A 20,039-nucleotide genomic window follows, 5' to 3' on the forward strand; every position below is an offset into this window, starting at 1 on the left:
ACACTGCCGCGGGAACGGCCCGCGCCGCTTTTATCCACCGAGACCCGAGAGGCGCGTATGAGCGAAGACCTCGGGACGGTCGACCGGGCGATCCTGAACGCCTTCCAAGGGGGGTTCCCGGTCGTCGAGCGGCCCTTCGAGCCGGCCGCGGCGGCGCTGGCCGACCACGGCGTCGAGGTGAGCGGCGAGGAGCTGCTGGCGCGGGTCCGCGCGCTCGACGACGACGGGGTGTTGTCGCGGTTCGGCGCGCTGATCGACGCCGAGGCCATCGGCGGGACGGCGACGCTGGTGGCGACACACGCCCCCGAGGAGCGGTTCGACGAACACGCCGAGATCGTCAACGACCACCCGGAGGTGGCCCACAACTACGAGCGCGAGCACCCGCATCTCAACATGTGGTTCGTCCTCTCGGTGGTCGACGCGGACCGGGTCCCGGCGGTCCTGGCCGAGATCGAGGCCGAGACCGGCGAGCAGACGTACAACATGCCCAAACAGCAGGAGTTCCACGTCGGCGCGAAGTTCCCCGTGGAGGGGCCACAGACGCAGGCCGTCGACTGCTCGGCCCTCGGGCCCGAGGTGACGCCCACGGACCGGCGGTCGCTGACCCCCGAGGAGCTCGACCTCGTGCTGGAGATCCAGGACGGCCTGCCGGTCACGGCGACCCCCTACGCCGACGTGGCCGACGCGATCGGTGCGGACACCGAGTGGGTGCTGGCGACGATCAAGCGGTTCGAGCGCGAGGGGAAGGTCCGCCGGGTCGGACTCGTCCCGAACCACTACGCGCTGGGCTACTCCGAGAACGGGATGACCGTCTGGGACGTGCCCGACGAGGTGATCGACGAGGTCGGCCCGGCCGTCGCCGAGTTCGACTTCGTCACACACTGCTACGAGCGGCCCCGCCACGAGGGCGTGTGGCCCTACAACTTCTTCGCGATGACCCACGGCCGCAGCGAGGCCGAGAGCGACGAGCGCATCCGGCAGGTCCGCGACCGGATGGCCGAGCACTGGGACGTCGGCGAGGCCGACTGGGACACGCTGTTCTCGACCCGTATCCTGAAAAAGACCGGCATCCGGGTGGCCGACCGCGCGGAAGCCAACGTCGAGTCGACCTGAGCCCATGATCCCCCTGCTCCACGACTTCGAGGCCGAGACGGTGCTGGTGTTCGGCGGCGGCTCCGTCGGGGCCAGGAAGGCCCGCCGGTTCGCCAGCGAGGCCGAGGTGGTGGTCGTGAGCCCCGCGTTCGGCGACCGCGAGTTCGGCGACGCCCGCCTCGTCCGCGCGGCCCCGGACGCCGAGGCGGCCGGCGAGTGGATCGCCCGGGCCGACCCCGCGCTGGTCGTCGCGGCCACCGACGACGCCGACCTGAACGCGGCCGCCGCGGCGGCCGCCCGCGAGACCGGGGCGCTCGTCAACCGGGCCGACGACCACGGCGGGCAGGACTTCGGCGACGTCGTCGTCCCCGCGACGGTCCGGGACGGCCCCGTAACCGTCGCCGTCGCCACCGGCGGCCGGTCGCCGGCGCTCTCGAAGCACCTCCGCCAGCGGTTCGAGGACGAGTTCGCCGGCGCGGGCGAGATGGCGGCCCTGACCGGCGAGCTCCGCGAGGAGCTGAGGGCCGCCGGCGTCCCGCCCGAGGAGCGGCGTGACGCGGTCCGGCGGGTCGTCAGAGCCGACGAGGTTTGGAAGGCTTTAGATAGTGGGGCGTCCAACGCCCGGCAGGTAGCAGACACCGTGATCGGAGACCACTCGGGTGATTCGGCGTGAGAGGGGACTCGGGCGTCATCGTCGGCGTGCGCGTCAGCCACGACCGGGCGACCGTCGACCAGCTGGAGCGGGCGGCGGTCGACAGCCAGCGCCACGCCGTCGAATCGCTCCTGGCGACCCCCGCGGTCAGCGAGGCGTTCGCCCTCCAGACGTGCAACCGGACCGAGGGGTACGTCGTCGCGCCCGACCACGAGACCGGGCTCGACGCCCTCGAGCTGTTCACCCGCGACGTGCCCGACGGGGTCGCCGTCGAGATGGGCCACGAGGAGAGCCTGCGACACCTCCTGCGGGTGGCGGCCGGCCTCGAGTCCATCGTGGTCGGCGAGGACCAGATCCTGGGCCAGCTTCGCGACGCCTACGAGGACGCACGCGGCGTCGGCGGCGTCGGCCCGCTGCTGGAGGACGGCGTCACGAAGGCGATCCACGTCGGCGAGCGCGCCCGGACCGAGACGGCCATCAACGAGGGGGTCGTCTCGCTGGCCTCCGCGGCCGTCCGACTGGTCGACCGCGAGTGCTCGCTCGACGGCGAGACGGCGCTGGTCGTGGGAGCCGGCGAGATGGGGCGGCTCGCGGCGGAGGCGCTCGCCGAACGCGTCGGCCGCGTCATCGTCGCCAACCGGACGGTACCCCACGCCGAGCACCTCGCCCGGCGCGTCGACGCCGACGGGAGCGCCATCGCGCTCGACGCCGTCGGCGCGGCCGTCGAGGAGGCCCGCGTCGTCGTCACGGCGACGGGGAGCAACGACCACGTCTTCGACGCCGAGACGTTCGCGGCGTCGGGCGAGACGTACGTCGTCGACATCGCACAGCCGCGGGACGTGCCCGCGAGCGCGGACGACCTGGCGGGCGTCACCGTCTACGACCTCGACGCGCTGGAGTCGGTGACCGCCGAGACCCGGGAACAGCGCCGCGAGGCCGCCGAGGAGGTCGAGCGACTGGTCGACGAGGAGTTCGACCACCTGCTCGCGCAGTACAAGCGCAAGCGCGCCGACCGGGTCATCTCCGCGATGTACGAGAGCGCCGAGCGGGTGAAGGCGGCCGAACTCAACACCGCCTTCTCGGAGGCGGAGTTCGACGACGAGCAGCAGGCGGTCGTGGAGTCGATGGCCGACGCCATCGTCTCCCAGCTGCTCGCAGCGCCGACCCGGAGCCTCCGGGACGCCGCCGAGGAGGACGACTGGTCGACCATCCAGACCGCACTCGAACTGTTCGACCCCGACTTCGGCCCGGAGGGCGACGAACCGCCGGCGTTCGTCGAGGACATGGCCGTCGAGGACATCCCCGAGGGGATGCGCGACGAGATCCCGCCGGCGGTCCTCGAACAGCTGGCCGACGACTGACCCGCCGCGAGCACGGCCCGCCGCGACGACTGCACCATTCCAGTATCTTCTTACCACGTCCGTCGTACCGGAAGATATGGAAGAGACACTCCGCTCGGCACGCTCGTTCGAACAGTTCGTGCTGCTGTCGGTCGTCGAGTTGGCCGTCGCCGACGAGACGCCGGCCCACTCCTACGAGGTGACGGAGACGGCCCGGGACCACCTCGACGACGTCGACAGGGACCCCTTCGGGGGCGTCGAGCGACGGGAGGTCATCACGGCCCTCGGGGCGCTGGCCGACGACGGACTGCTGTCGAAGGCCACCACCGAGTCCGCGACGGGGAAGGGGCGACCGGCCTACGAGCTCGCGGTCGCGGCCGACGCCGTACTGGACGAACTGGCGGGGGCCGACGCGGTCGGCGGCTACGCCGAGACGCTGCGAGAGACCGCGTAGCGCCGCGGCTCACCGGACGTTAGACGACGCTGACGTCGGCGGCCCGCTGGTCGAGGGCCGGCGGCTCGCCGTCCTCGATGCGCTCCAGCCGGTCCATGATCGTGTGGACCACGTCGCCCTCGGTGCAGGGCGCGACGTGGATGAGTTCGCCTTCGTTGTACTCCGCCAGCCCCATCACGGGCAGGACCATCGCGTCGTAGGCCCCGTCCGTGACCTCGGACTCGACGGTCGTCGTCTGGTAGAAGGATTCGAGCGAGACGTTGTTCGAGAGCGCCCACTGCTTGAACTCGGCGACGCGGTTGAGGACGTACCGACCCTCCTCCGTGTTGGCGGCGGCGGACTCGGGGGCGACCTGTTTCCCCCAGACGACGACGTTGTACCCCTCGATCTCGTCCTCGCGGTCGAGCCGGTCGAGCTGGTCGATGACTGCCTCCTGTCGCTCGCTGGCACCGTCCGGGAGCAGGGACCGGACGTACAGTTCGAGCCGCGGCGCGGTGGACTGATCGTTCATATCGGTACGAATCAACCGATCGACACTACAAATAGGTTGCGTGGGGGGCGTCCCCACGTCTCGTAAGGATATTAATTCCTAATAATCGCAGGAAAGCGGCGGTACACGGTGGCTCGACTTTCCACCGTTAGCCGCTGCTCCCGAAGGCTTTACACCCGGTAATGTCGCTGTCAGCACAGTGGTACCTAGTCACGCTCGTCACGAAGCCGGAGCGTCTCGTGGACGCCGAGGACCAGCGCCGGGACGACGACGATGAAGACGTGTTCCTCGACGGGGATGCCGAGCAGTTCCACGCCCGTCCTGAGTTCGATGCTGAACACGCCGACTGTCAGGGTGTACCAGTCCCAGACGTACGCGACGGGGTAGAGGACGGCGATCGTCCGGGCGGCCGACCGGACGGCACCGGCCCGCCACAGGAGCGCGAGCGCGACGCTCCCGAAGGCCACCTCCGTCGCGAGGTAGGTGTAGGGACCGAGGACGCCGATGTCCGGGAGCATACTCGACCGACGGCGGCCGGGAGTAAAAGCCTGGCCGCCCTCCCGCGAGAGGGGAACGCAAACCAAGCTTGATAACCCTTCATAGCCAACTCCCGGCTGTGAAGCACGATGGACATTGCTGACATCGCCACCAGGGAATACGTCGAGGTCGACGCCGGCAAGCGCCTCGGGAAGGTCCGCTCGATATTCGACCGGGAGAACCCGAAGGGCATCGTCGTGACCGAGGACGGCGACTACGCGGGCGTCATCACGCAGAAACAGTTGGTCCAGTCCCACGTCGAGGACGACACGAAGGCGGGGGCGATGACGCGCTCGGCCCCGAAGGTCGAGCTGACCGACGACGTCCGCGACGTCGCGCGGATGCTCGTCGAGGGCGGCACCAAGATCGCGCCGGTGTTCGAGGGGACAGCCCTCTGGGGGATCGTCACCGAGGACGACATCCTCGAGGCCGTCCTGGAGAACCTGGACGCGCTGACCGTCGAGGACATCTACACCGAGGACGTCATCACGGTGACGGAGGACGACAACCTCGGCCAGGTCATCAACCTCCTCCGCAAGCACGGGATCTCCCGGCTGCCCGTGCTCAACGACGGCTCGCTGACCGGGATGGTGACCCGTCACGACATCGTCGACGTCGTCGTCCGAGACATGGACAAGGCGACTCGTGGCGACCGGCGGGGCGAGATCGAGCGAGTGCTCGACATCCCAGTCTACGACGTGATGAACAGCCCGGTCGAGACGGCCAACCTCGGCGACTCCGTCGAGGACGCCGTCTCCCGGATGCTCGACAACGACTTCGCCGGCCTGGTCGTCACCGCCACCGACGACGACGGCGAGGTCCTGGGCATCCTCACGAAGACGGACGTCCTCCGGGCGCTGAGCTTCACCGAGGAGGACCATATGGACGTCCAGATCACCAACATCAAGCTGCTCGACACCATCACCCGGGAAGCCATCCGGGCGGACATCGAGGAGGTCGTCGACAAGTACCAGGCGATGCAGGTCCAACACGCCCACGTCCGCTTCCACGAGCACAAGGAGAAGCTCCGTGGCACGCCGCTGATCCAGTGTCAGATCCGCCTGCGGACCAACAAGGGCCAGGCCGCCGGCTCCGGCGAGGGCTACGGGGCCGAGACGGCGTTCAACGTCGCGCTCGACAAGCTCGAACGGAACGTCCTCGAACTGAAGGGCGTCCAGGCCGACGAGGAGTACCGCGGCCAGCTGCTCCGGAAGCTGGGCGAACTGTAGTCAGCCGTCGTCGACCGGCCGCCACTCGGTCGGCTGGTCCGCGAGCCCGCGGGCGCGGACTGCCAGCCCGGCGTCGTGTCGGACTTCTATCTGCCCGTCGAACAACGGCCGGAGCGATCCGACCACCTCGGAGTCGTGCGTGTCGGGGTAGAGGACGTACACCCCCAGCCCGTCGCCGCCGACCCGACCGGTCACCATGTGGAGGAACCGAAAGACCGGAGCCCGGCCGGCGTACCGGACGATCGTCGACACGTCGACGACGCCGGTCCGGACGCCGTCGACGGCGCGGGTCCCGAGCCCGTCCCAGAGCCGCGAGAGCTGCATCCCGATCCCGGTGACGTCGCTGGGCGACCCCACGCGGCGGACCGACGGGTGGTCGCTCTCCCCGGCCTGGTCGCCCAGACAGTCGATCACGCCGACGTGTCCCCCGCGGAACGCGTCGCCGGCCGCCGCCTCGCAGGCCGCCAGGAGCTCCTCGCCGCGCTGGTCGGTCGCCACGGCGGCGATCCCCTGGTCGTCGGCGAGACCGCCGGCCAGCAGCCGGACCGCGACGCCGTCGGTGCCGCCCATCGGGTCGCCGGTGACGAGGAGGTTCGTCCCCGCCGGGACCGGGTCGAGCGGCAGCCCGTACAGGCGGTAGCTGTCGGTCATTCGGCCTCGACGAAGGCGGCGGCCGTCGAGACGATGGTCCCGAGCTGTGCGGAGACGGTGTGATCGAACGAGACCGCGACGCCCGTCGTCCCGTCGGCCGGCACGTGGACGAGGATCCCCTCCGAGAACCAGCGGGCCGTCGCCTCTAGCTGTCCCATCCGGTAGAGGCCGCTGAGTCGCTCGGGGTCGCCCATCGCCTCGAGTGCGATGTCGTCGACGGCCGCAGCGATCTCGTCCTCGGAGTACGTCTCGGCGACGTCGTCCCGGATGTAGAGGAGATCGTAAGCCGTCTCCTCGTACCTGATCGCCCCCCTGAGTTCGTCCCCCGCCAGTCCGCGGAGGCGCTCGACCAGTCGTCCCGCCGCGTCTTCGCTCAGCCCGTCGCTCATACCCCACCCGTACGCCCCCGTCACTATCAAGCCACCCGTCGTCGATCGGTAGCTACACCACCGTCGCCCTCGACGCTTCCCCCGTGTCACCGACTGTGAGCGAACTCCGAGACGAGATCCGAGTCAGTGTCGGCCGCTACGAGCGCGTCGAGTCGACGGCCTTCACGAAGGAGGCGCTGGCGGCCATCTGCGACGCGGTCGACGCCGACGTCGACACCGACCAGATCCCGCCGAAACCGGAGATGCGCGCCGGCATCCGCGAGGCGGTCCCCGACCTGGACGCGGGCGAGAGCGACCGCCCGTTCCGGAAGGCGGAGCTCGTGGCGATCTCGGACGCGGTCGGCGGGGAGTGAGAAAGGGGGCGGTCGCTACTGGAAGCCGATGCGGCCGCTGCCGCCGCGCTGGCGCTGCGGGCTGGAGCCGCCCTTGAACTCCTCTTCCATCTGCTCGTAGTAGTCGCGGATGTCGTCGGTGATCGTCGGGCGGACGCTCTCCATCGCCTGCCGGAAGTGGCGCATCTCGACGGTGTCGGCGTCGTCGTCCTCGCGCAGCGCCTCGATGGCCGCTTCACGCGAGATGGACTCCAGGTCCGACCCGACGAACCCCTCGCTGCGCTCGGCGAGTTCGCGCAGGCTGACGTCCGGGGCCAGCGGCGTGTCGTCGGTGTGGATCTTCAGGATCTGCTCGCGGCCCTCGACGTCGGGCTCGCCGACCATCACGAGGCGGTCGAACCGGCCCGAGCGGATGAGCGCGGGGTCGATCATGTCCGGGCGGTTGGTCGCGCCGATGACCATCACGTCCTCCATCTCCTCTAGCCCGTCCAGTTCCGTCAGGAGCTGATTGACGACCCGCTCGGAGACGTTCGACCCCATCTCGCCGCCCCGGCCCGGGGCCAGCGAGTCGAGCTCGTCGAAGAAGACGACCGTCGGCGCGACCTGCCGGGCCTTCCGGAAGGTCTGCCGGATCGCCTTCTCGGACTCGCCGACCCACTTGCTGAGCAGCTGCGGGCCGCGCACGCTGATGAAGTTGGCGTCGGTCTCCTGAGCGACGGCCTTGGCCATCAGCGTCTTGCCCGTGCCGGGCGGGCCGTACAGCAGGACGCCGCTCGGCGGCGTCACCCCCATCCGCTCGAACTTCTCGGGGGAGTTCATCGGCCACTCGACGGCCTCCTGGACCTCCTGTTTTGCCTGTTCGAGGCCGCCGACGCTGTCCCAGGAGACCTTCGGCAGCTCGACGAGGACCTCCCGCATCGCCGAGGGGCTGACCTCGTTCAACGCCCCCTTGAAGTCCTCGCGCTTGATGATCATCCGGTCGATGAGGCTTGGCGGGATGTCCTCCTCGTCCAAGTCGATCTCGGGGAGGTACCGCCGCAGGGCCTTCATCGCGGCCTCCTTCGTGAGGCTCTCGATGTCGGCACCGACGAACCCGTGGGTCTCGGTCGCCATCTTCGAGAGGTTCACGTCGTCCGAGAGGGGCATCCCGCGGGTGTGGATCTGGAGGATCTCCTCGCGGCCGACCTCGTCCGGGACGCCGATCTCGATCTCGCGGTCGAACCGGCCCGGCCGGCGCAGCGCGGGATCGACGCTGTCGACCCGGTTGGTGGCCGCGATGACGATGACCTGGCCCCGCGACTCCAGGCCGTCCATCATCGTCAGCAGCTGGGCGACGACACGGCGCTCGACCTCGCCGGTGACGTCCTCGCGCTTGGGCGCGATGGAGTCCAGTTCGTCGATGAAGATGATCGAGGGGGCCTCCTCGCTGGCGTCCTCGAAGATCTCCCGGAGTTGCTGTTCGGACTCCCCGTAGTACTTCGAGATGATCTCCGGGCCGGCGATAGAGAAGAAGCTAGCAGAGGTCTCGTTGGCGACGGCCTTCGCGAGCAGCGTCTTGCCGGTCCCGGGCGGGCCGTGCAGCAGCACCCCCTGGGGCGGCTCGATGCCGAGCTTCTTGAAGATCTGCGGGTGTTTCATCGGCAACTCGACCATCTCCCGGACCCGCTGGATCTCGTTTTGCAGGCCGCCGATGTCCTCGTAGGTGATGCCCCCACCGGTCTTCTCGAAGCCGCTGATGGGCTCCTCGCGGAGTTCCACCTCGGTGTCCTCGGTGATGAGACAGACCCCTTCCGGCTCTGTCTCGACGGCGATCAGCGGGATGGCCTGCCCGGGCGACCGCATGAACGGGTGGTTCGTCGAGGACATCACCGGGACGATGTCGCGCTCGACGACCGGCCGCTTGAGGATCTGCCGTTTGACCATCCCGGCGGCGTCGGAGCCGAACTGCACCGACGCCTCCTCCGGCGGTGCCAGCACCAGCTTGTCGGCCTTCTCGGCCTCGGCCTTGCGGATCTCGACGCGCTCGCCGATGCCCACGTCGGCGTTCTGCCGCGTGAAGCCGTCGATCCGGACCGTGTCGGTGTTCCAGTCCTGCCGGTCGGCCCGCCACACCTTCGCCGCCGTCGTGTCGCTGCCCTCGATCTCGATGATGTCGCCGGGCGAGAGCTTGAGATGGAGCAACGTGTCGGGGTCGAGACGGGCGATCCCGCGCCCCGAGTCGTTGGGGTACGCCTTCGCCACTTCCAGTTGCACTTCGTTCATAGTAGAGGTGAGCTACCAGGAACTGGGGTAGCCCGAGAGATATGCTTTATGCTACCGGCGGCTCGACGGTGCAGCGACGGGTTTTTACGTGAACTGATACCACACGGCAGTCGGCGCACGACGGCGGCCCGATCAGTCCGGTCACGCCCCGAGGCGGCCGCCGGTTTCGGAGCCCCCACGCGTCTGCCGCCACCGCCGCGTTTGATAAGGTTGGACACGGTAGCGCCGGTATGGTGTTTCTCGTTCCGTTCGATGGTTCGCCGCTCGCGGAGACCGCACTCGACCGCGCGGTCACCTACGCCGAGGCGCTGGACGCCGACGTCGTCGCCGTCGCCCTGGTTCCGACCGGCGACGACTACGCCCAGCGACGCCGCCGGGTCGACCCCCACGAGGACTTCGCCGCCGAGACGGCCGCCAGCGACCTCCGGCGGAAGATCGAGGAGGCGACCGACGACGCCGAGCGCCACTACGAGGACTCGAGCGCCCACGCCGCCGAGCTCACCGCGGCCGTCCGTCGCGTCGCCCGCGACGTGGACGCCACCTGCGTCTTCCTGGGTAGCACGGAGATCGAAGAGGTGACGATCAGCGTCTCGGACCTCGACGACGCCGACGCCTACGACGTCCACGTCGTCCGGCGGAGCTGACAGCCTTTTAGTGGGCGGGCGCGACGGTCCGGGTATGCGAACGCTCGCCTTCGACGGCCGGATGGGGGCGGCCGGTGACATGGTGCTCGGTGCCCTCCTGGCCGCGGGTGCCGACCGCGACGCCCTCGCTCCGGTCGAGGACGCGCTCGACGTCGAGTACGCCGTCGCCTCGGTCGACCGGAGCGGGATCGACGCGACGCGGGTCGAGGTCCTGCTGACCGACGACCACGGGGCCGGTAGCGACGGTGACGACGGCCACAGCCACGACCACGGTCACGACAACGGGGCCCACACACGCGCCGAGGGCCACGGTCCCCACCGCTCGTACGCCGAGGTCGTCGACATCGTCGAGGGGATGGGTCTCCCCGAGCCAGTCGAGGACGACGCCCTCGCGATCTTCGAGCTGCTGGGCGAGGCGGAGGCAGCCGTCCACGGCACCGACCTGGACGACACCCACTTCCACGAGGTCGGTGCCGACGACGCCATCGCCGACGTGGTCGGGGCGGCGCTGCTGCTTGCCGACCTCGGCGTCGAACGGGTCGTGACGACGCCGCTGTCGGCCGGCGGCGGCACCGTCGAGATGAGCCACGGGACCTACCCCGTCCCGACCCCCGCCGTCGTGGAACTCGCCGAGCGGGCCGACTGGGCGCTGGCGGGCGGTCCGGTCGACGCCGAACTGCTGACGCCGACCGGGGCCGCCGTCCTCGCCCACGTCGCCGAGGGCGTCGCCGACCTCCCGTCGATGACCGTCGACGCCGCCGGCTACGGGGCCGGCGGCCGGGAGTTCGACGAGCGCCCGAACGTCCTCCGGGCCACCGTCGGCGAGACGGAGGGCCGCCTCCGGCGGGACGACATCACCGTGCTGGAGACGAACCTCGACGACGCGAGCCCCGAACTGCTCGGGGACCTCCAGCGGTCCCTGAGCGCCGTCGGCGCACTCGACGTGTCGGTCCTCCCGACCACGATGAAGAAGTCCCGTCCCGGCCACCTCGTGAAGGTGATCTGCAAGCCCGAGGACGCCCAGCGGGTGGCCCGCCGGCTCGCCGAGGAGACCGGGACGCTGGGCGTCCGGGAGCACGGGGCCGGCCACCGCTGGGTCGCCGACCGGGAGTTCGAGACGGTCGCGCTGTCGATCGACGGCGAGCAGTACGAGGTGGGCGTCAAGATCGCCAGCGACGCCGACGGGGACGTCTACGACGTGAGCGCGGAGTTCGACGACGCCGCCGCCGTCGCCGACGCGACGGGGCTGCCGGTCCGGGCAGTCATCCGGCGGGCCGAGCGGACGGTCCGGGACTAGGGCGTCCCGCCGTCGTCGCTCGTCTCCCCGTCCGGGTCCTCGCCGCGGTGGAGCGCGAGCGCCTCCTCGACTGTGAGTTCGCCGGTCGCGACCCGGCGGGCGAGCGCCTCGTCGATGGCCCGGTTCGCGTCGCTGGCCGCCCGGGAGCGGTCCTTGATCCGCTGGAGTTCGCCGGCGGTGGGCTCGACGTCCCGGCTGGCGATCGCCTCGCCCTCGATGCGGGCGATGTTGACCGCCGCCAGCACGTCGCCCATCCCGCGAGCGCCCGGCCCCAGCGAGGGGGTCGTCCCGGCCTCGTCGACCAGTTCGACGCGGGCGTCGTCGAGCTCCTCGATGATCCGCGCGCCGATCAACCGAGCGCCGTCGCCGACCCGGACGACGGGGTCGGGGGCGTCCGCGACCTCCCGCCGGACCACGTCGGCGGCCTCGCCGGCCCCGACCTGGAACGCGGCGACGACCGTCTCGCCGTCCAGCACCGCGATCCCGGGTCGTTCGCCGGGGTCGACGCCGACGACGGTCCGGCCGGACTCGCCCCGCAGGGTCGCGGCGGCCGCCTCGACGGCCCGGCGCGGGCGCTCGGGGTCGGCCTGCACTACGTCGACGCCGTCGGGGACCTCGACGCGCTCGCCCGCCGCGACGACCGCCACGGCGGCGTCGTCGGGCCACGGGTCGTCGGGTTCGATGGTGGTGAAGGGCACGCCGCGGTCCCGGAGCTCCTGGACGACGCCGTGGTACACCTCGAAGTCCGCCGTGGCGACGACGATCACTGCCCGGCCTTTCGTCGGGTGAGCACTTACGCCTGCTGGGTGTCCGTGCCCGTCGCCCCGTCCCCGGCCGACGGCGCGGTGGCGTCGTGGACGACCTTCCGGACGATGGCCACGAGCCCGCCAAGCACCAGGAGCGCCCCGGCCAGCGCGAGGGCCGCGTCGACGACGGTGAGGACCGCGTCCAGCAGCATCGCCACCAGCGGCGCGATCGCCCTCGCCACGAGGTGGCGCAGCGGGACGGTCGCGAGGTCGACGTCGAGCAGGAGGGCACCGAGGACGACGACGGCGTACAGTCGGAGGAACGTCGGGTCGAGCGCGTACGACAGCAGTTCGCGCGGGTCGTCGGAGGGCATACCGATCCGGTCCGGTCGCTGTGGAAAAAGCGTGTCGGCCGCGCTCGCGATACGGTTTTGTGACCGCTGGGCGAACGCGCCCGTATGGTCAAGCCCGCCACCGCCGCGGACGGCCGCTGGGACGCGGATCCGCTGCTCGGTCTCGTGGCCGGCTGCTACGTCGCCGCCGCCGTCGCGCCGCCGGTGGTCTTCGCCGGCGACGCGGGCCTCTCGCTCGCGGCCGGTGGCCTGTACGGCCTCCTGCTCGGGACGGTCCTGGCGGTCACCGCGGTCGTCTGGGTCGCCGTCGCGCGCGCCCGCTCGCTCGTCGTCCGCCTTGGCCGGTCGCGGGCGCGCTGGCTGCTGGCCGTCGCGCCCGTCGGCTACGCGCTGGGCGGGTTCGCCCTCCTCGGACAGACGGGGATAGCCGGCGTCCTCGCGTTCTTCGCGGGGCTCGGTGCGGCCCTCCTGGGGATCGCGCTCGCGGCGATGGCCCACACCCGGTACGTCGCCGCGACCGTCGACGAGGCGTCCGTCGAGTGGGACGGCCGCACCGGCTGGCCCGAGCGGGCGCGGCGGCGGTGGCGGCGGGGCGCGTGGGTCGTCATCGGCGTCACCGCCGTCGGGTTCGCCGTCGGGGTCCTGACCGATCGGTGGTGGCTCCGGGTGGCCGCCCAGGCCCTGTTCGCCGGCGGCGTCGGGTTCGCCCAGACCGGCCAGGAGCGCCGCTACGTGTGTACCGAGGCCGGCGTCGAACAGCGGTTGCCCGTCGCCCGCCGGCTGTTCGGGTGGGCGACCTTCGACGGCTACACGCGGACCGACGAGGCGTTCGTCCTGCACCGGCCCTGGCGGACCGACCTCCGGTTCGCCGTCGCCGATATCGACGACCCGGAGGTGCTCGCTGACGTGCTCCGCCGACACCTCGACTGAGCGGGCGGAGTACGAGCGTTTTTATCGGAACACGCACAACGCTCGGCCGTGAGCGACCACGTCTCGACCGGCTGTGAGCCGCTCGACGAACTGCTGGGCGGCGGGCTCGAACGCGGGGCCGTCACGCAAGTGTACGGTCCGCCGGCGGCCGGCAAGACCAACGTGGCGCTCTCGGCGGCCGTCGAGGTCGCGGCCGCGGGCGACGCCGCGCTCTACGTCGACACCGAGGGGATCTCGGCCGACCGGATGGAACAGATCGCGAGCGGCCGGGCCGCGGGGACCGACCAGACCGTCGACGACCTCGCGGGCCGACTGATCGTCTCGGAGGCGCTTGACTACGACGAGCAGACCGAGGCGGTCCAGGACGCCGCCGAGTTCGCCGCCGAGGTGGAGTTGATCGTCTTAGACAGCGCGACGGGCTTCTACCGACTCGAACGCAGCGACGGCGACGGCGGCGAGACCCTGCGGGACGTGGCCAACCAGATCACCCACCTGCTCTCGCTGGCCCGCAAACACGACCTCGCGGTGCTTTTCACCAACCAGGTGTTCACCGACCCCGACAGCGACCGCTCGACGGCGCTGGGCGGGCACACGCTGAACCACTGGTCGGGGGCCATCCTCCGGGTCGACCGCTTCCGGGGCGGCAACCGCCGGGCCACGCTGGAGAAACACCGCGCCAAGCCAGCCGGCGAGACGGTCCAGTTCCGCATCACCGACGAGGGGCTCGTCGGCGACGAGCAGCCCGAACCGCCGCGGTAGCCGGCGGCGAGTCCGGGCCGGCCGGCGGTCGCCCCTCCTCCGCCGACCAACCTGTCACTCCCCGTCGGCGATCCGGTCGGCACACTCGTAGCCCGCCACGATGCCGCCGTTGAGCGAGCGCTCGGGGTACTGCGCCCGGGAGGCCATCCCGGCGTAGTAGACGCCCGCGGCCACCTCGTCGGCGAGGTCGTAGGGGACGACCATGTCCAGGTAGCCCCGCTCGTAGACGGGTGCCGTCCGGGGGTTCCGCGCCGTCCGGACCCAGTTGACCGACTCGCGGTCGAAGTCGGGGAACAGGTCCTCGATGCCCGCGAGCCACGTCTCCCGGACCGCCTCGTCGTCCTGCTGCCAGACGTCCTCCTCGGGGGACTGGACGTAGCGGGCGACGTACAGCAGGTGTTCGCCGCCGTAGCGCTCGGGCGGGACGAAGTTCGTGTGCTCGATGAGCGCGCCGAAGGGGGCCTCGTCGGCGATGTTGAGCCAGTAGGTGTCGAGCAGCGACTCGTCCAGGCCGAGCACCGAGCAGACCGTCCCTTGAAAGTCGATGTCGCAGGCGTAGCCGGTCAGTGACTCGAGGACGTTCGGCATCGCCGCGACGACGACGCCGTCGACGTCGTGGGTCGTCGTCCCGGCGTCGGACTCGGCGGTCAGGCTCGTCACGGCCCCGTCGGCGAACTGCAGGTCGGTCACGCGCGTGCCCGTCTCGACGTTCCCCCGCCCCACCGCCGCGACCAGGGCGTCCAGCAGGCGGCCGAAGCCGCCGTCGAGGTAACCCAGGATCTCCCCGTTCAGGACGTCCCGCTCGCCGCGGAACTTCACGCGGCCCAGCAGCCACGCGGCGCTGACGTCGTCTTTCCGCTCGCCGAACTTCGCGTCCAGCAGCGGCTCGAAGAAGTTGTCGTACACCCCGCGGGTCGTGTGCTCGACGACGAACTCCTCGATCGGGACGTCCTCGTAGTCCTCCAGGCGCTCGTAGGAGTCGAACGAGGGGACGCCGCCCCGCACGTCCACGTCCAGGACGAGCATCCCCAGCCGGAACTTGTCGTACAGCGAGAGGTGCGGGTAGGCAAGGATCTCCCAGGGAGTGTCCATCGGGTGGACGACGCCGTCGACGTAGTAGGCGTTCTCGCCGATCCGCCACTCGACGTCGTCGCCCAGGCCGAGTTCCTCGGCCAGTTCGACGATGGTCTCCTCGGACTTCGAGAGGTGGTGGTAGAACTTCTCGATGGGGTCGCCGGCCGTCTCGTAGACGGCGGCCAGGCCGCCGAGGTCGTCGCTCGCCTCGAACACACGGACCTCGTGGCCACGCTCCTGGAGGCGGTGGGCCGCCGCGAGTCCCGCGACCCCGCCGCCGACGACGCCGATCATACCGCCAGTTTCAGTCGTCGGGGGAATTACCTTGCGCTTCGTCGGTTCGGCCGTCGGGGACGCCGTCGCCGGCGTCGGTCCCGGAACCGTCGACGGCGTCGGGAGCGTCCCCCGGGACGTCCCGACTCGGGTCGTCGTCGGCCAGCTTGAACTCCAGCACCGCCACGGTGCCCGTCGGGTCGTTGTCCTCCAACCAGACGGTGCCGCCGTACAGTTCCATCATCACGGAGACGAAGTAGAGGCCGAACCCGTCGGCGGTCTGGTCGGCCGTCAGCGACCGCTCGAACACCGTCTCCTTCAGGTCGTCGCTGATCCCCGGCCCGTCGTCGGCGATCCGTACCTGGACGCGGTCGGCGATGCGCTCGGCGACGATCTCGACGTGTGGCTCCCCGTCGTTGTGGACGACCGCGTTCTCGGCGACGCTCAACAGCACCTCCTCGGTGAGGTTGTCGCCGAGCACGGGGGCGGCGTCCACGTGCAGCGTCACCGACGCGTCGCGGTACTGCCGGTCGACCGTCCCAGCCACCCGGTGGAGCGTCGCGCCGAGGTCGACCGCGTCGAGACGGCGCGACTCGCTGGCGGCGGCCGTCTGGTTGATTGCGCGGATGCTCTCGCTCATGTCGGTGAGCTTCCCGCACCAGTCCTCGATGCTGTCGACGTGGTGGGCCTCCCCCTCGGGGACGTGCTCCCGGAGGTGGGCCGCGCGGCCGCGGATGACCAGCATCGCGTTGCGCAGCGAGTGTCTGAGGACGCCGTTGAAGAACTCGATCTGCTCGTTCTGTCGCTGGACCGAGGCGCGGCTCTCCTGGAGCTGACGCTCGCGCGTGACCTGTTCGAGGGCCACCTCCGTCGTCCGGGCGAGGACCTCCGCGTACTGTTCGTCTTCGGGCGTGTAGGTGTCCGTCTCGGACCCGACCGCGAGGACGCCGTGGTCCCCGAGAGGGAGGACGAGGACCGTCTCCCACGGGCCGGCGTCGACGTCGTCGAGCGAGACGATCCGGCGGCGTCCACTCCGGTAGACCGTCCACAGGCTGTTCTCCTCGCCGGCCGTCGACCGCAGCGTCGAGGCGTCGAACTGCTCGCGTGCGGCGTCGCTGACCGCGACCGGATCGAGTTCGTCCCCGTCCGCGAGGAAGACGCCGGCGACGTGCTGGTCGAGGACCCGGGTCGCGAAGTCGACTGTCAGGCGGCCGATCCGCTCGGCGCTCTCCGCACCGAGGAACTGCTGGGTCGCGGCCTGCAGGGCCTCCAGGCGGTCCTGTCGGCGGCGCTGTCCGGTCACGTCCCGCAGGATGACGAGCCGGCCCCGCTCGGTCCCGTGCTGGTCAGTGATCGTCCGGGTCTGTGGCTCGTAGTGGGTCAGCGTCGATCCGACGGTGAGCACCTCGCCGGCCTCGACGTCCGCGAGCAGGTCCGGCGCGACCTCGGCGAGCGGTTCGTGGTCCAGCGCGTCGGCCGGTTCCCCCGTCCGCTCCGCGACGAGGTCGGCCGCCGCCGTGTTGTAGTCGATCACCGTCCCGTCGGGAGCCAACACGAGCATCGGGTCGGGGAGTTCGTCGACGAGGATGTCGCGGGCCAGCGGCGTCACGGCGAGGAAGTCGTAGCGGAACAGCGACACGCCGATGAGCACGCCGTTGGCCGCGAACGTCAGGGGCGCGACGTTGAGCCCCGGGTGCGGCGAGACCCCGAGCGTGAACAGGGCGTGTGCCGTCGCCGTGAGGACGCCGGAGACGAGCACGAGGAACGTCTGCTTGCGGTAGAGGTTCCGCGACCGGAGGAGGAACTCGCCGAGCAGGACGTAGCCGACGCCGACGAGCGCGTACGAGAGGACCGTCTGTCCGACGTAGTACGGACCCGTCACCGGGACGAACATCGTCATCCCGGACGCGGTCGCCCGGACGACGCCGAGGTCGACGAGCCCGTGGGCGGCGTCGGTCGCCGCCAGCAGCGTGTACCCGTTGGAGACCACCAGCAGGCCGGCCAGTCGCGCCGGCGTGAGCCACGCCCGTCGGCCGGTGAACACGAGGGCGAACACCACCCACAGCGCGACCATCGAGCCCGAGGTGAGCCGCATCGACACGAAGACCGCCCGGGCCGTCGCCGGATCGGTCGTGACCACCCAGGCCGCCTCGAGGAGACACCAGCCGCTGGCGGCCACCAGCAGCCAGCCGAGCGGGCCCGCGCCCGGGACCGACCTGTTGTGCCACGCGGCCGCGGCGATGGCGAGGCTGACGAGGCCGGCGAACCCGCTCGCGATCGCGACAAGCGTCGCCGTCGTGAGACCCATCGCTCCGTTCGACCGGAAGGATGAGGAATATCCGTTTAGGTGTTTGGTCCAGTTTCTCACTCGTGAGACTCCGAGGGGCGACGGGCACTCCGCTACCTTTTTGCCCACACTGCTGAAATTCGCGGGTATGCTCACCGTCCGGGCACCGGCCACGAGCGCGAACCTCGGGAGTGGGTTCGACGTGTTCGGCGTCGCGCTGGAGCGGCCGGCCGACGTCCTCCGGCTGTCGAAGGCCGACCGGACGACCATCGAGGTGACCGGTGCCGGGAGCCAGTTCATCCCGGAGGACCCCGAGAAGAACACCGTCGGGGCGGTCGCCGAGGCGCTGGACGCCCCCGCACACATCGAGATCGACAAGGGCGTGCGGCCGGCCTCGGGGCTGGGGTCGTCGGCGGCCAGCGCGGCCGCCGCCGCCGTCGGCCTCAACGAACTGTACGACCGCGGGTACACCCGTGAGGAGCTGGTCCCCATCGCCGCCAAGGGGGAGGCCGTCGTCTCCGGGGACGCCCACGACGACAACGTCGCTCCGGCCATTATGGGTGGGTTCACCATCGCGACCGCCGCCGGAGTCAGACAGGTCGACGCCGCCATCCCGCTGGTGGCCTGTCTGCCCGACATCGTCGTCTCGACGCGGGACGCCCGCCGGGTCGTCCCCGAGCGGGCCCGCGTCGAGCAGCTGGTCGAGACGGTCGGCAACGCCGCGACGCTGACGACCGGGATGCACCGCGACGACCCCGACCTCGTCGGCGAGGGGATGCACGACACCGTCGTCACGCCCGCGCGAGCGAAGCTCATCGACGGTTACGATTCGGTCCGGGAGGCCGCACTGGCGGCCGGCGCGACGGGAGTCACGATCTCGGGGGCCGGGCCGACGGTCATCGCGGCCTGTCACGACGGCGACCGGCGGGCCATCGCGAGCGCGATGCTGGACGCCTTCGACGAGCGCGGCGTCGACGCCCGCGCCTACCAGACCCGCATCGGTGCCGGCGCGGAACTGTTCGGACCCGACTCAGAGTAGTCCGAGGTCCCGCTCGGTCGGCGTCTCCTCGACGGCCCCGCCGCAGTTCGAACACGACTCGACCTCGCCGATGTAGGTCGTTCCGCAGTCCGGGCAGGTCGAGAGCGTCGTCTCCCCGTGATCGCCGTCCGATCGGGGCGTCTCCTCGGGGTCGCCGCGGGAGAGCAACGACCGCACTCGGTCCTGGAGCGTGGGACTCATCTACCGACACGGCCGGCCGCGACCTGAAAAGCCCTTGTGGCTAATTTGTATTGCCCTGACAATACAGGCCGTCGCCGTGTGGCGGTTCCCCGTCGCTCGGGCCGACGCCGTCCCCGTCAGAGGGCCTTTGTCGGCGGCGGCCGTCGACGGGGTATGGACGTTCTGCTCACCGGTGCCGCCGGCACCGTCGGGACGGCGATCACGGACCACCTCGACGACCACGCGTTCACTCGCCTCGACGTCGCGGACGGCGACGGCGTCGACGTGGTCGCCGACGTCCGCGAGTACGACGAACTCGCACCCCACGTCGTGGGCCACGACGCCGTCGTCCACCTCGCGCTGACGCCCGGGACGGGCGGGCCGGGCGACCGTTCGCTGGGGTGGAACGACGCGCAGGCGGACAACCTCGCGGGCATCCACAACGTCACCGAGGCGGCCGTCGAACACGGCTGTGACTCGCTCGTGTTCGCCTCCTCGAACCACGCCGTCGGGATGGTCGAGGTCCGCAACGCCCCGGACGTGTACCACTACCAGGAGTCGGGCATCCGGGCGGGCCACGACGAGCCCCACCGGCCGGACTCCCGGTACGGCCTGACCAAGAGCTACGGCGAGGACCTGGGGCGGCTAGCCGCCGAGGCCCACGGGATTCGCTTCTACGGGCTCCGGCTGGGCGCGATCCGCGATCCCGAGTACGACCACCCCTACGGCGACGCCGAGCGCGGCGTCGACGAGGGCCGCTGGGAGCGCGGCAGCGACGCCTACGACGAGCAGGTCGCCCGGATGAAGGGCCTCTGGCAGTCCCGGCGGGACTGCGCCCACCTGGTCGACTGCTGTCTCCGGGACGACACCGTCGAGTGGGACCACTTCTACGGCGTCAGCGGCAACGAGCGCCGCTGGCTCGACGACCTGGAACACGCCCGCGAGACCGTCGGCTACGAGCCCCAGGACGACGGCGAAGCGTGGGACGGGCCGCCCGAGCGGTGAGTCACGGCGGGTCGGCGACCGCGC

General features: G+C 71.0%; 22 protein-coding genes. 12 read left to right on the forward strand and 10 right to left on the reverse strand.

Annotated features, from left to right (window positions below; translation table 11 throughout):
• Positions 1-57: 57 nt before the first annotated feature.
• From ahbB to P0592_RS02075, 4 genes are all read left to right on the forward strand, one after another.
• The gene (ahbB, locus tag P0592_RS02060) at positions 58-1,113 is read left to right on the forward strand and encodes a siroheme decarboxylase subunit beta (protein WP_276272604.1); all 1,056 of its coding nucleotides are present in this window, start codon (positions 58-60) and stop codon (positions 1,111-1,113) included.
• 4 nt (positions 1,114-1,117) lie between these two features.
• Positions 1,118-1,765: a precorrin-2 dehydrogenase/sirohydrochlorin ferrochelatase family protein gene (locus P0592_RS02065; protein ID WP_276272605.1), complete on the forward strand. Its 648-nt coding sequence runs from the start codon at positions 1,118-1,120 to the stop codon at positions 1,763-1,765.
• Positions 1,762-3,105 (forward strand): glutamyl-tRNA reductase, encoded by a 1,344-nt coding sequence (hemA, locus tag P0592_RS02070; RefSeq protein ID WP_276272606.1) that lies wholly within the window; start codon positions 1,762-1,764, stop codon positions 3,103-3,105. Before P0592_RS02065 ends, hemA begins: the two co-directional genes overlap by 4 nt.
• 76 nt (positions 3,106-3,181) lie before the next feature.
• Positions 3,182-3,538 carry a helix-turn-helix domain-containing protein gene (locus P0592_RS02075; protein WP_276272607.1) on the forward strand — a complete coding sequence of 119 codons (357 nt, stop codon included), beginning with the start codon at positions 3,182-3,184 and terminating at the stop codon, positions 3,536-3,538.
• Between the two features lie 19 nt (positions 3,539-3,557).
• Here the strand turns inward: P0592_RS02075 and P0592_RS02080 are convergent, their stop codons facing one another.
• Positions 3,558-4,049 carry an HTH domain-containing protein gene (locus tag P0592_RS02080; RefSeq protein WP_276272608.1) on the reverse strand — a complete coding sequence of 164 codons (492 nt, stop codon included), beginning with the start codon at positions 4,047-4,049 and terminating at the stop codon, positions 3,558-3,560.
• Positions 4,050-4,234: 185 nt separating this feature from the next.
• Positions 4,235-4,546, reverse strand: a complete 312-nt coding sequence (locus P0592_RS02085) for a lycopene cyclase domain-containing protein (RefSeq protein WP_276272609.1) — start codon at positions 4,544-4,546, stop codon at positions 4,235-4,237.
• Between the two features lie 108 nt (positions 4,547-4,654).
• Here P0592_RS02085 and P0592_RS02090 point away from each other — a divergent pair, with 108 nt between their 5' ends.
• The gene (locus tag P0592_RS02090; RefSeq protein ID WP_276272610.1) at positions 4,655-5,794 is read left to right on the forward strand and encodes a CBS domain-containing protein; all 1,140 of its coding nucleotides are present in this window, start codon (positions 4,655-4,657) and stop codon (positions 5,792-5,794) included.
• Here the strand turns inward: P0592_RS02090 and P0592_RS02095 are convergent, their stop codons facing one another.
• Both P0592_RS02095 and P0592_RS02100 read right to left on the reverse strand, forming a co-directional pair.
• Positions 5,795-6,445 carry a DUF7504 family protein gene (locus P0592_RS02095; RefSeq protein ID WP_276272611.1) on the reverse strand — a complete coding sequence of 217 codons (651 nt, stop codon included), beginning with the start codon at positions 6,443-6,445 and terminating at the stop codon, positions 5,795-5,797.
• The gene (locus tag P0592_RS02100) at positions 6,442-6,834 is read right to left on the reverse strand and encodes a DUF7522 family protein (protein ID WP_276272612.1); all 393 of its coding nucleotides are present in this window, start codon (positions 6,832-6,834) and stop codon (positions 6,442-6,444) included. The genes P0592_RS02095 and P0592_RS02100 overlap by 4 nt, the downstream gene beginning before the upstream one ends.
• A gap of 83 nt (positions 6,835-6,917) precedes the next feature.
• On the opposite strand from P0592_RS02100, the gene P0592_RS02105 reads away from it, so the two are divergent.
• The gene (locus P0592_RS02105; RefSeq protein WP_276272613.1) at positions 6,918-7,187 is read left to right on the forward strand and encodes a hypothetical protein; all 270 of its coding nucleotides are present in this window, start codon (positions 6,918-6,920) and stop codon (positions 7,185-7,187) included.
• A 15-nt stretch (positions 7,188-7,202) separates the two neighbouring features.
• Here P0592_RS02105 and P0592_RS02110 read toward each other — a convergent pair whose 3' ends face one another.
• Positions 7,203-9,428, reverse strand: coding sequence for a CDC48 family AAA ATPase (locus P0592_RS02110; protein WP_276272614.1), 2,226 nt, complete (start codon positions 9,426-9,428; stop codon positions 7,203-7,205).
• Positions 9,429-9,658: 230 nt separating this feature from the next.
• Between P0592_RS02110 and P0592_RS02115 the strand changes: the two genes are divergently transcribed.
• Entirely contained in the window at positions 9,659-10,072 is a 414-nt protein-coding gene (locus tag P0592_RS02115) for a universal stress protein (protein WP_276272615.1), read from the forward strand.
• 34 nt (positions 10,073-10,106) lie between these two features.
• A complete protein-coding gene (gene larC / locus P0592_RS02120) occupies positions 10,107-11,369 on the forward strand; it encodes a nickel pincer cofactor biosynthesis protein LarC (protein ID WP_276272616.1) in 1,263 nt (420 codons plus the stop codon).
• Here the strand turns inward: larC and P0592_RS02125 are convergent.
• Together P0592_RS02125 and P0592_RS02130 are read right to left on the reverse strand one after the other, a co-directional pair.
• On the reverse strand, positions 11,366-12,136 hold the full coding sequence (locus tag P0592_RS02125) for a hypothetical protein (protein ID WP_276272617.1): 771 nt from the start codon (positions 12,134-12,136) through the stop codon (positions 11,366-11,368). The two genes, larC and P0592_RS02125, sit on opposite strands and share 4 nt — an antisense overlap.
• A gap of 26 nt (positions 12,137-12,162) precedes the next feature.
• A complete protein-coding gene (locus tag P0592_RS02130; RefSeq protein WP_276272618.1) occupies positions 12,163-12,489 on the reverse strand; it encodes a hypothetical protein in 327 nt (108 codons plus the stop codon).
• Between the two features lie 84 nt (positions 12,490-12,573).
• On the opposite strand from P0592_RS02130, the gene P0592_RS02135 reads away from it, so the two are divergent.
• Both P0592_RS02135 and radB read left to right on the forward strand, forming a co-directional pair.
• Positions 12,574-13,398 carry a hypothetical protein gene (locus P0592_RS02135; protein WP_276272619.1) on the forward strand — a complete coding sequence of 275 codons (825 nt, stop codon included), beginning with the start codon at positions 12,574-12,576 and terminating at the stop codon, positions 13,396-13,398.
• 48 nt (positions 13,399-13,446) lie between these two features.
• On the forward strand, positions 13,447-14,157 hold the full coding sequence (radB, locus tag P0592_RS02140) for a DNA repair and recombination protein RadB (RefSeq protein WP_336406665.1): 711 nt from the start codon (positions 13,447-13,449) through the stop codon (positions 14,155-14,157).
• A 54-nt stretch (positions 14,158-14,211) separates the two neighbouring features.
• Here radB and P0592_RS02145 read toward each other — a convergent pair whose 3' ends face one another.
• The gene (locus P0592_RS02145; protein WP_276272620.1) at positions 14,212-15,525 is read right to left on the reverse strand and encodes an NAD(P)/FAD-dependent oxidoreductase; all 1,314 of its coding nucleotides are present in this window, start codon (positions 15,523-15,525) and stop codon (positions 14,212-14,214) included.
• A 10-nt stretch (positions 15,526-15,535) separates the two neighbouring features.
• The gene (locus tag P0592_RS02150) at positions 15,536-17,812 is read right to left on the reverse strand and encodes a sensor histidine kinase (RefSeq protein ID WP_276272621.1); all 2,277 of its coding nucleotides are present in this window, start codon (positions 17,810-17,812) and stop codon (positions 15,536-15,538) included.
• Between the two features lie 127 nt (positions 17,813-17,939).
• Between P0592_RS02150 and P0592_RS02155 the strand changes: the two genes are divergently transcribed.
• The gene (locus P0592_RS02155; RefSeq protein ID WP_276272622.1) at positions 17,940-18,830 is read left to right on the forward strand and encodes a homoserine kinase; all 891 of its coding nucleotides are present in this window, start codon (positions 17,940-17,942) and stop codon (positions 18,828-18,830) included.
• Here the strand turns inward: P0592_RS02155 and P0592_RS02160 are convergent.
• The gene (locus tag P0592_RS02160; protein ID WP_276272623.1) at positions 18,822-19,031 is read right to left on the reverse strand and encodes a hypothetical protein; all 210 of its coding nucleotides are present in this window, start codon (positions 19,029-19,031) and stop codon (positions 18,822-18,824) included. The two genes, P0592_RS02155 and P0592_RS02160, sit on opposite strands and share 9 nt — an antisense overlap.
• A gap of 153 nt (positions 19,032-19,184) precedes the next feature.
• On the opposite strand from P0592_RS02160, the gene P0592_RS02165 reads away from it, so the two are divergent.
• Complete coding sequence (locus P0592_RS02165; protein ID WP_276272624.1) at positions 19,185-20,015, forward strand: NAD-dependent epimerase/dehydratase family protein; 831 nt, start codon at positions 19,185-19,187, stop codon at positions 20,013-20,015.
• Positions 20,016-20,039: the final 24 nt, after the last annotated feature.

Origin of the sequence: Haloarcula litorea (assembly GCF_029338195.1) — an archaeon.
GTDB lineage: Archaea > Halobacteriota > Halobacteria > Halobacteriales > Haloarculaceae > Haloarcula > Haloarcula litorea.

Bases quoted from the DNA above. Each gene is read 5' to 3' on its own strand.
- P0592_RS02150 (WP_276272621.1), bottom strand. From the start codon at position 17,812: ATGGGTCTCACGACGGCGACGCTTGTCGCGATCGCGAGCGGGTTCGCC.
- P0592_RS02095 (WP_276272611.1), bottom strand. From the start codon at position 6,445: ATGACCGACAGCTACCGCCTGTACGGGCTGCCGCTCGACCCGGTCCCG.
- larC (WP_276272616.1), top strand. From the start codon at position 10,107: ATGCGAACGCTCGCCTTCGACGGCCGGATGGGGGCGGCCGGTGACATG.
- P0592_RS02090 (WP_276272610.1), top strand. From the start codon at position 4,655: ATGGACATTGCTGACATCGCCACCAGGGAATACGTCGAGGTCGACGCC.
- P0592_RS02110 (WP_276272614.1), bottom strand. From the start codon at position 9,428: ATGAACGAAGTGCAACTGGAAGTGGCGAAGGCGTACCCCAACGACTCG.
- P0592_RS02075 (WP_276272607.1), top strand. From the start codon at position 3,182: ATGGAAGAGACACTCCGCTCGGCACGCTCGTTCGAACAGTTCGTGCTG.
- P0592_RS02160 (WP_276272623.1), bottom strand. From the start codon at position 19,031: ATGAGTCCCACGCTCCAGGACCGAGTGCGGTCGTTGCTCTCCCGCGGC.
- P0592_RS02130 (WP_276272618.1), bottom strand. From the start codon at position 12,489: ATGCCCTCCGACGACCCGCGCGAACTGCTGTCGTACGCGCTCGACCCG.
- P0592_RS02135 (WP_276272619.1), top strand. From the start codon at position 12,574: ATGGTCAAGCCCGCCACCGCCGCGGACGGCCGCTGGGACGCGGATCCG.
- P0592_RS02100 (WP_276272612.1), bottom strand. From the start codon at position 6,834: ATGAGCGACGGGCTGAGCGAAGACGCGGCGGGACGACTGGTCGAGCGC.
- P0592_RS02145 (WP_276272620.1), bottom strand. From the start codon at position 15,525: ATGATCGGCGTCGTCGGCGGCGGGGTCGCGGGACTCGCGGCGGCCCAC.
- ahbB (WP_276272604.1), top strand. From the start codon at position 58: ATGAGCGAAGACCTCGGGACGGTCGACCGGGCGATCCTGAACGCCTTC.
- P0592_RS02155 (WP_276272622.1), top strand. From the start codon at position 17,940: ATGCTCACCGTCCGGGCACCGGCCACGAGCGCGAACCTCGGGAGTGGG.
- P0592_RS02065 (WP_276272605.1), top strand. From the start codon at position 1,118: ATGATCCCCCTGCTCCACGACTTCGAGGCCGAGACGGTGCTGGTGTTC.
- P0592_RS02115 (WP_276272615.1), top strand. From the start codon at position 9,659: ATGGTGTTTCTCGTTCCGTTCGATGGTTCGCCGCTCGCGGAGACCGCA.
- P0592_RS02165 (WP_276272624.1), top strand. From the start codon at position 19,185: ATGGACGTTCTGCTCACCGGTGCCGCCGGCACCGTCGGGACGGCGATC.
- P0592_RS02085 (WP_276272609.1), bottom strand. From the start codon at position 4,546: ATGCTCCCGGACATCGGCGTCCTCGGTCCCTACACCTACCTCGCGACG.
- P0592_RS02080 (WP_276272608.1), bottom strand. From the start codon at position 4,049: ATGAACGATCAGTCCACCGCGCCGCGGCTCGAACTGTACGTCCGGTCC.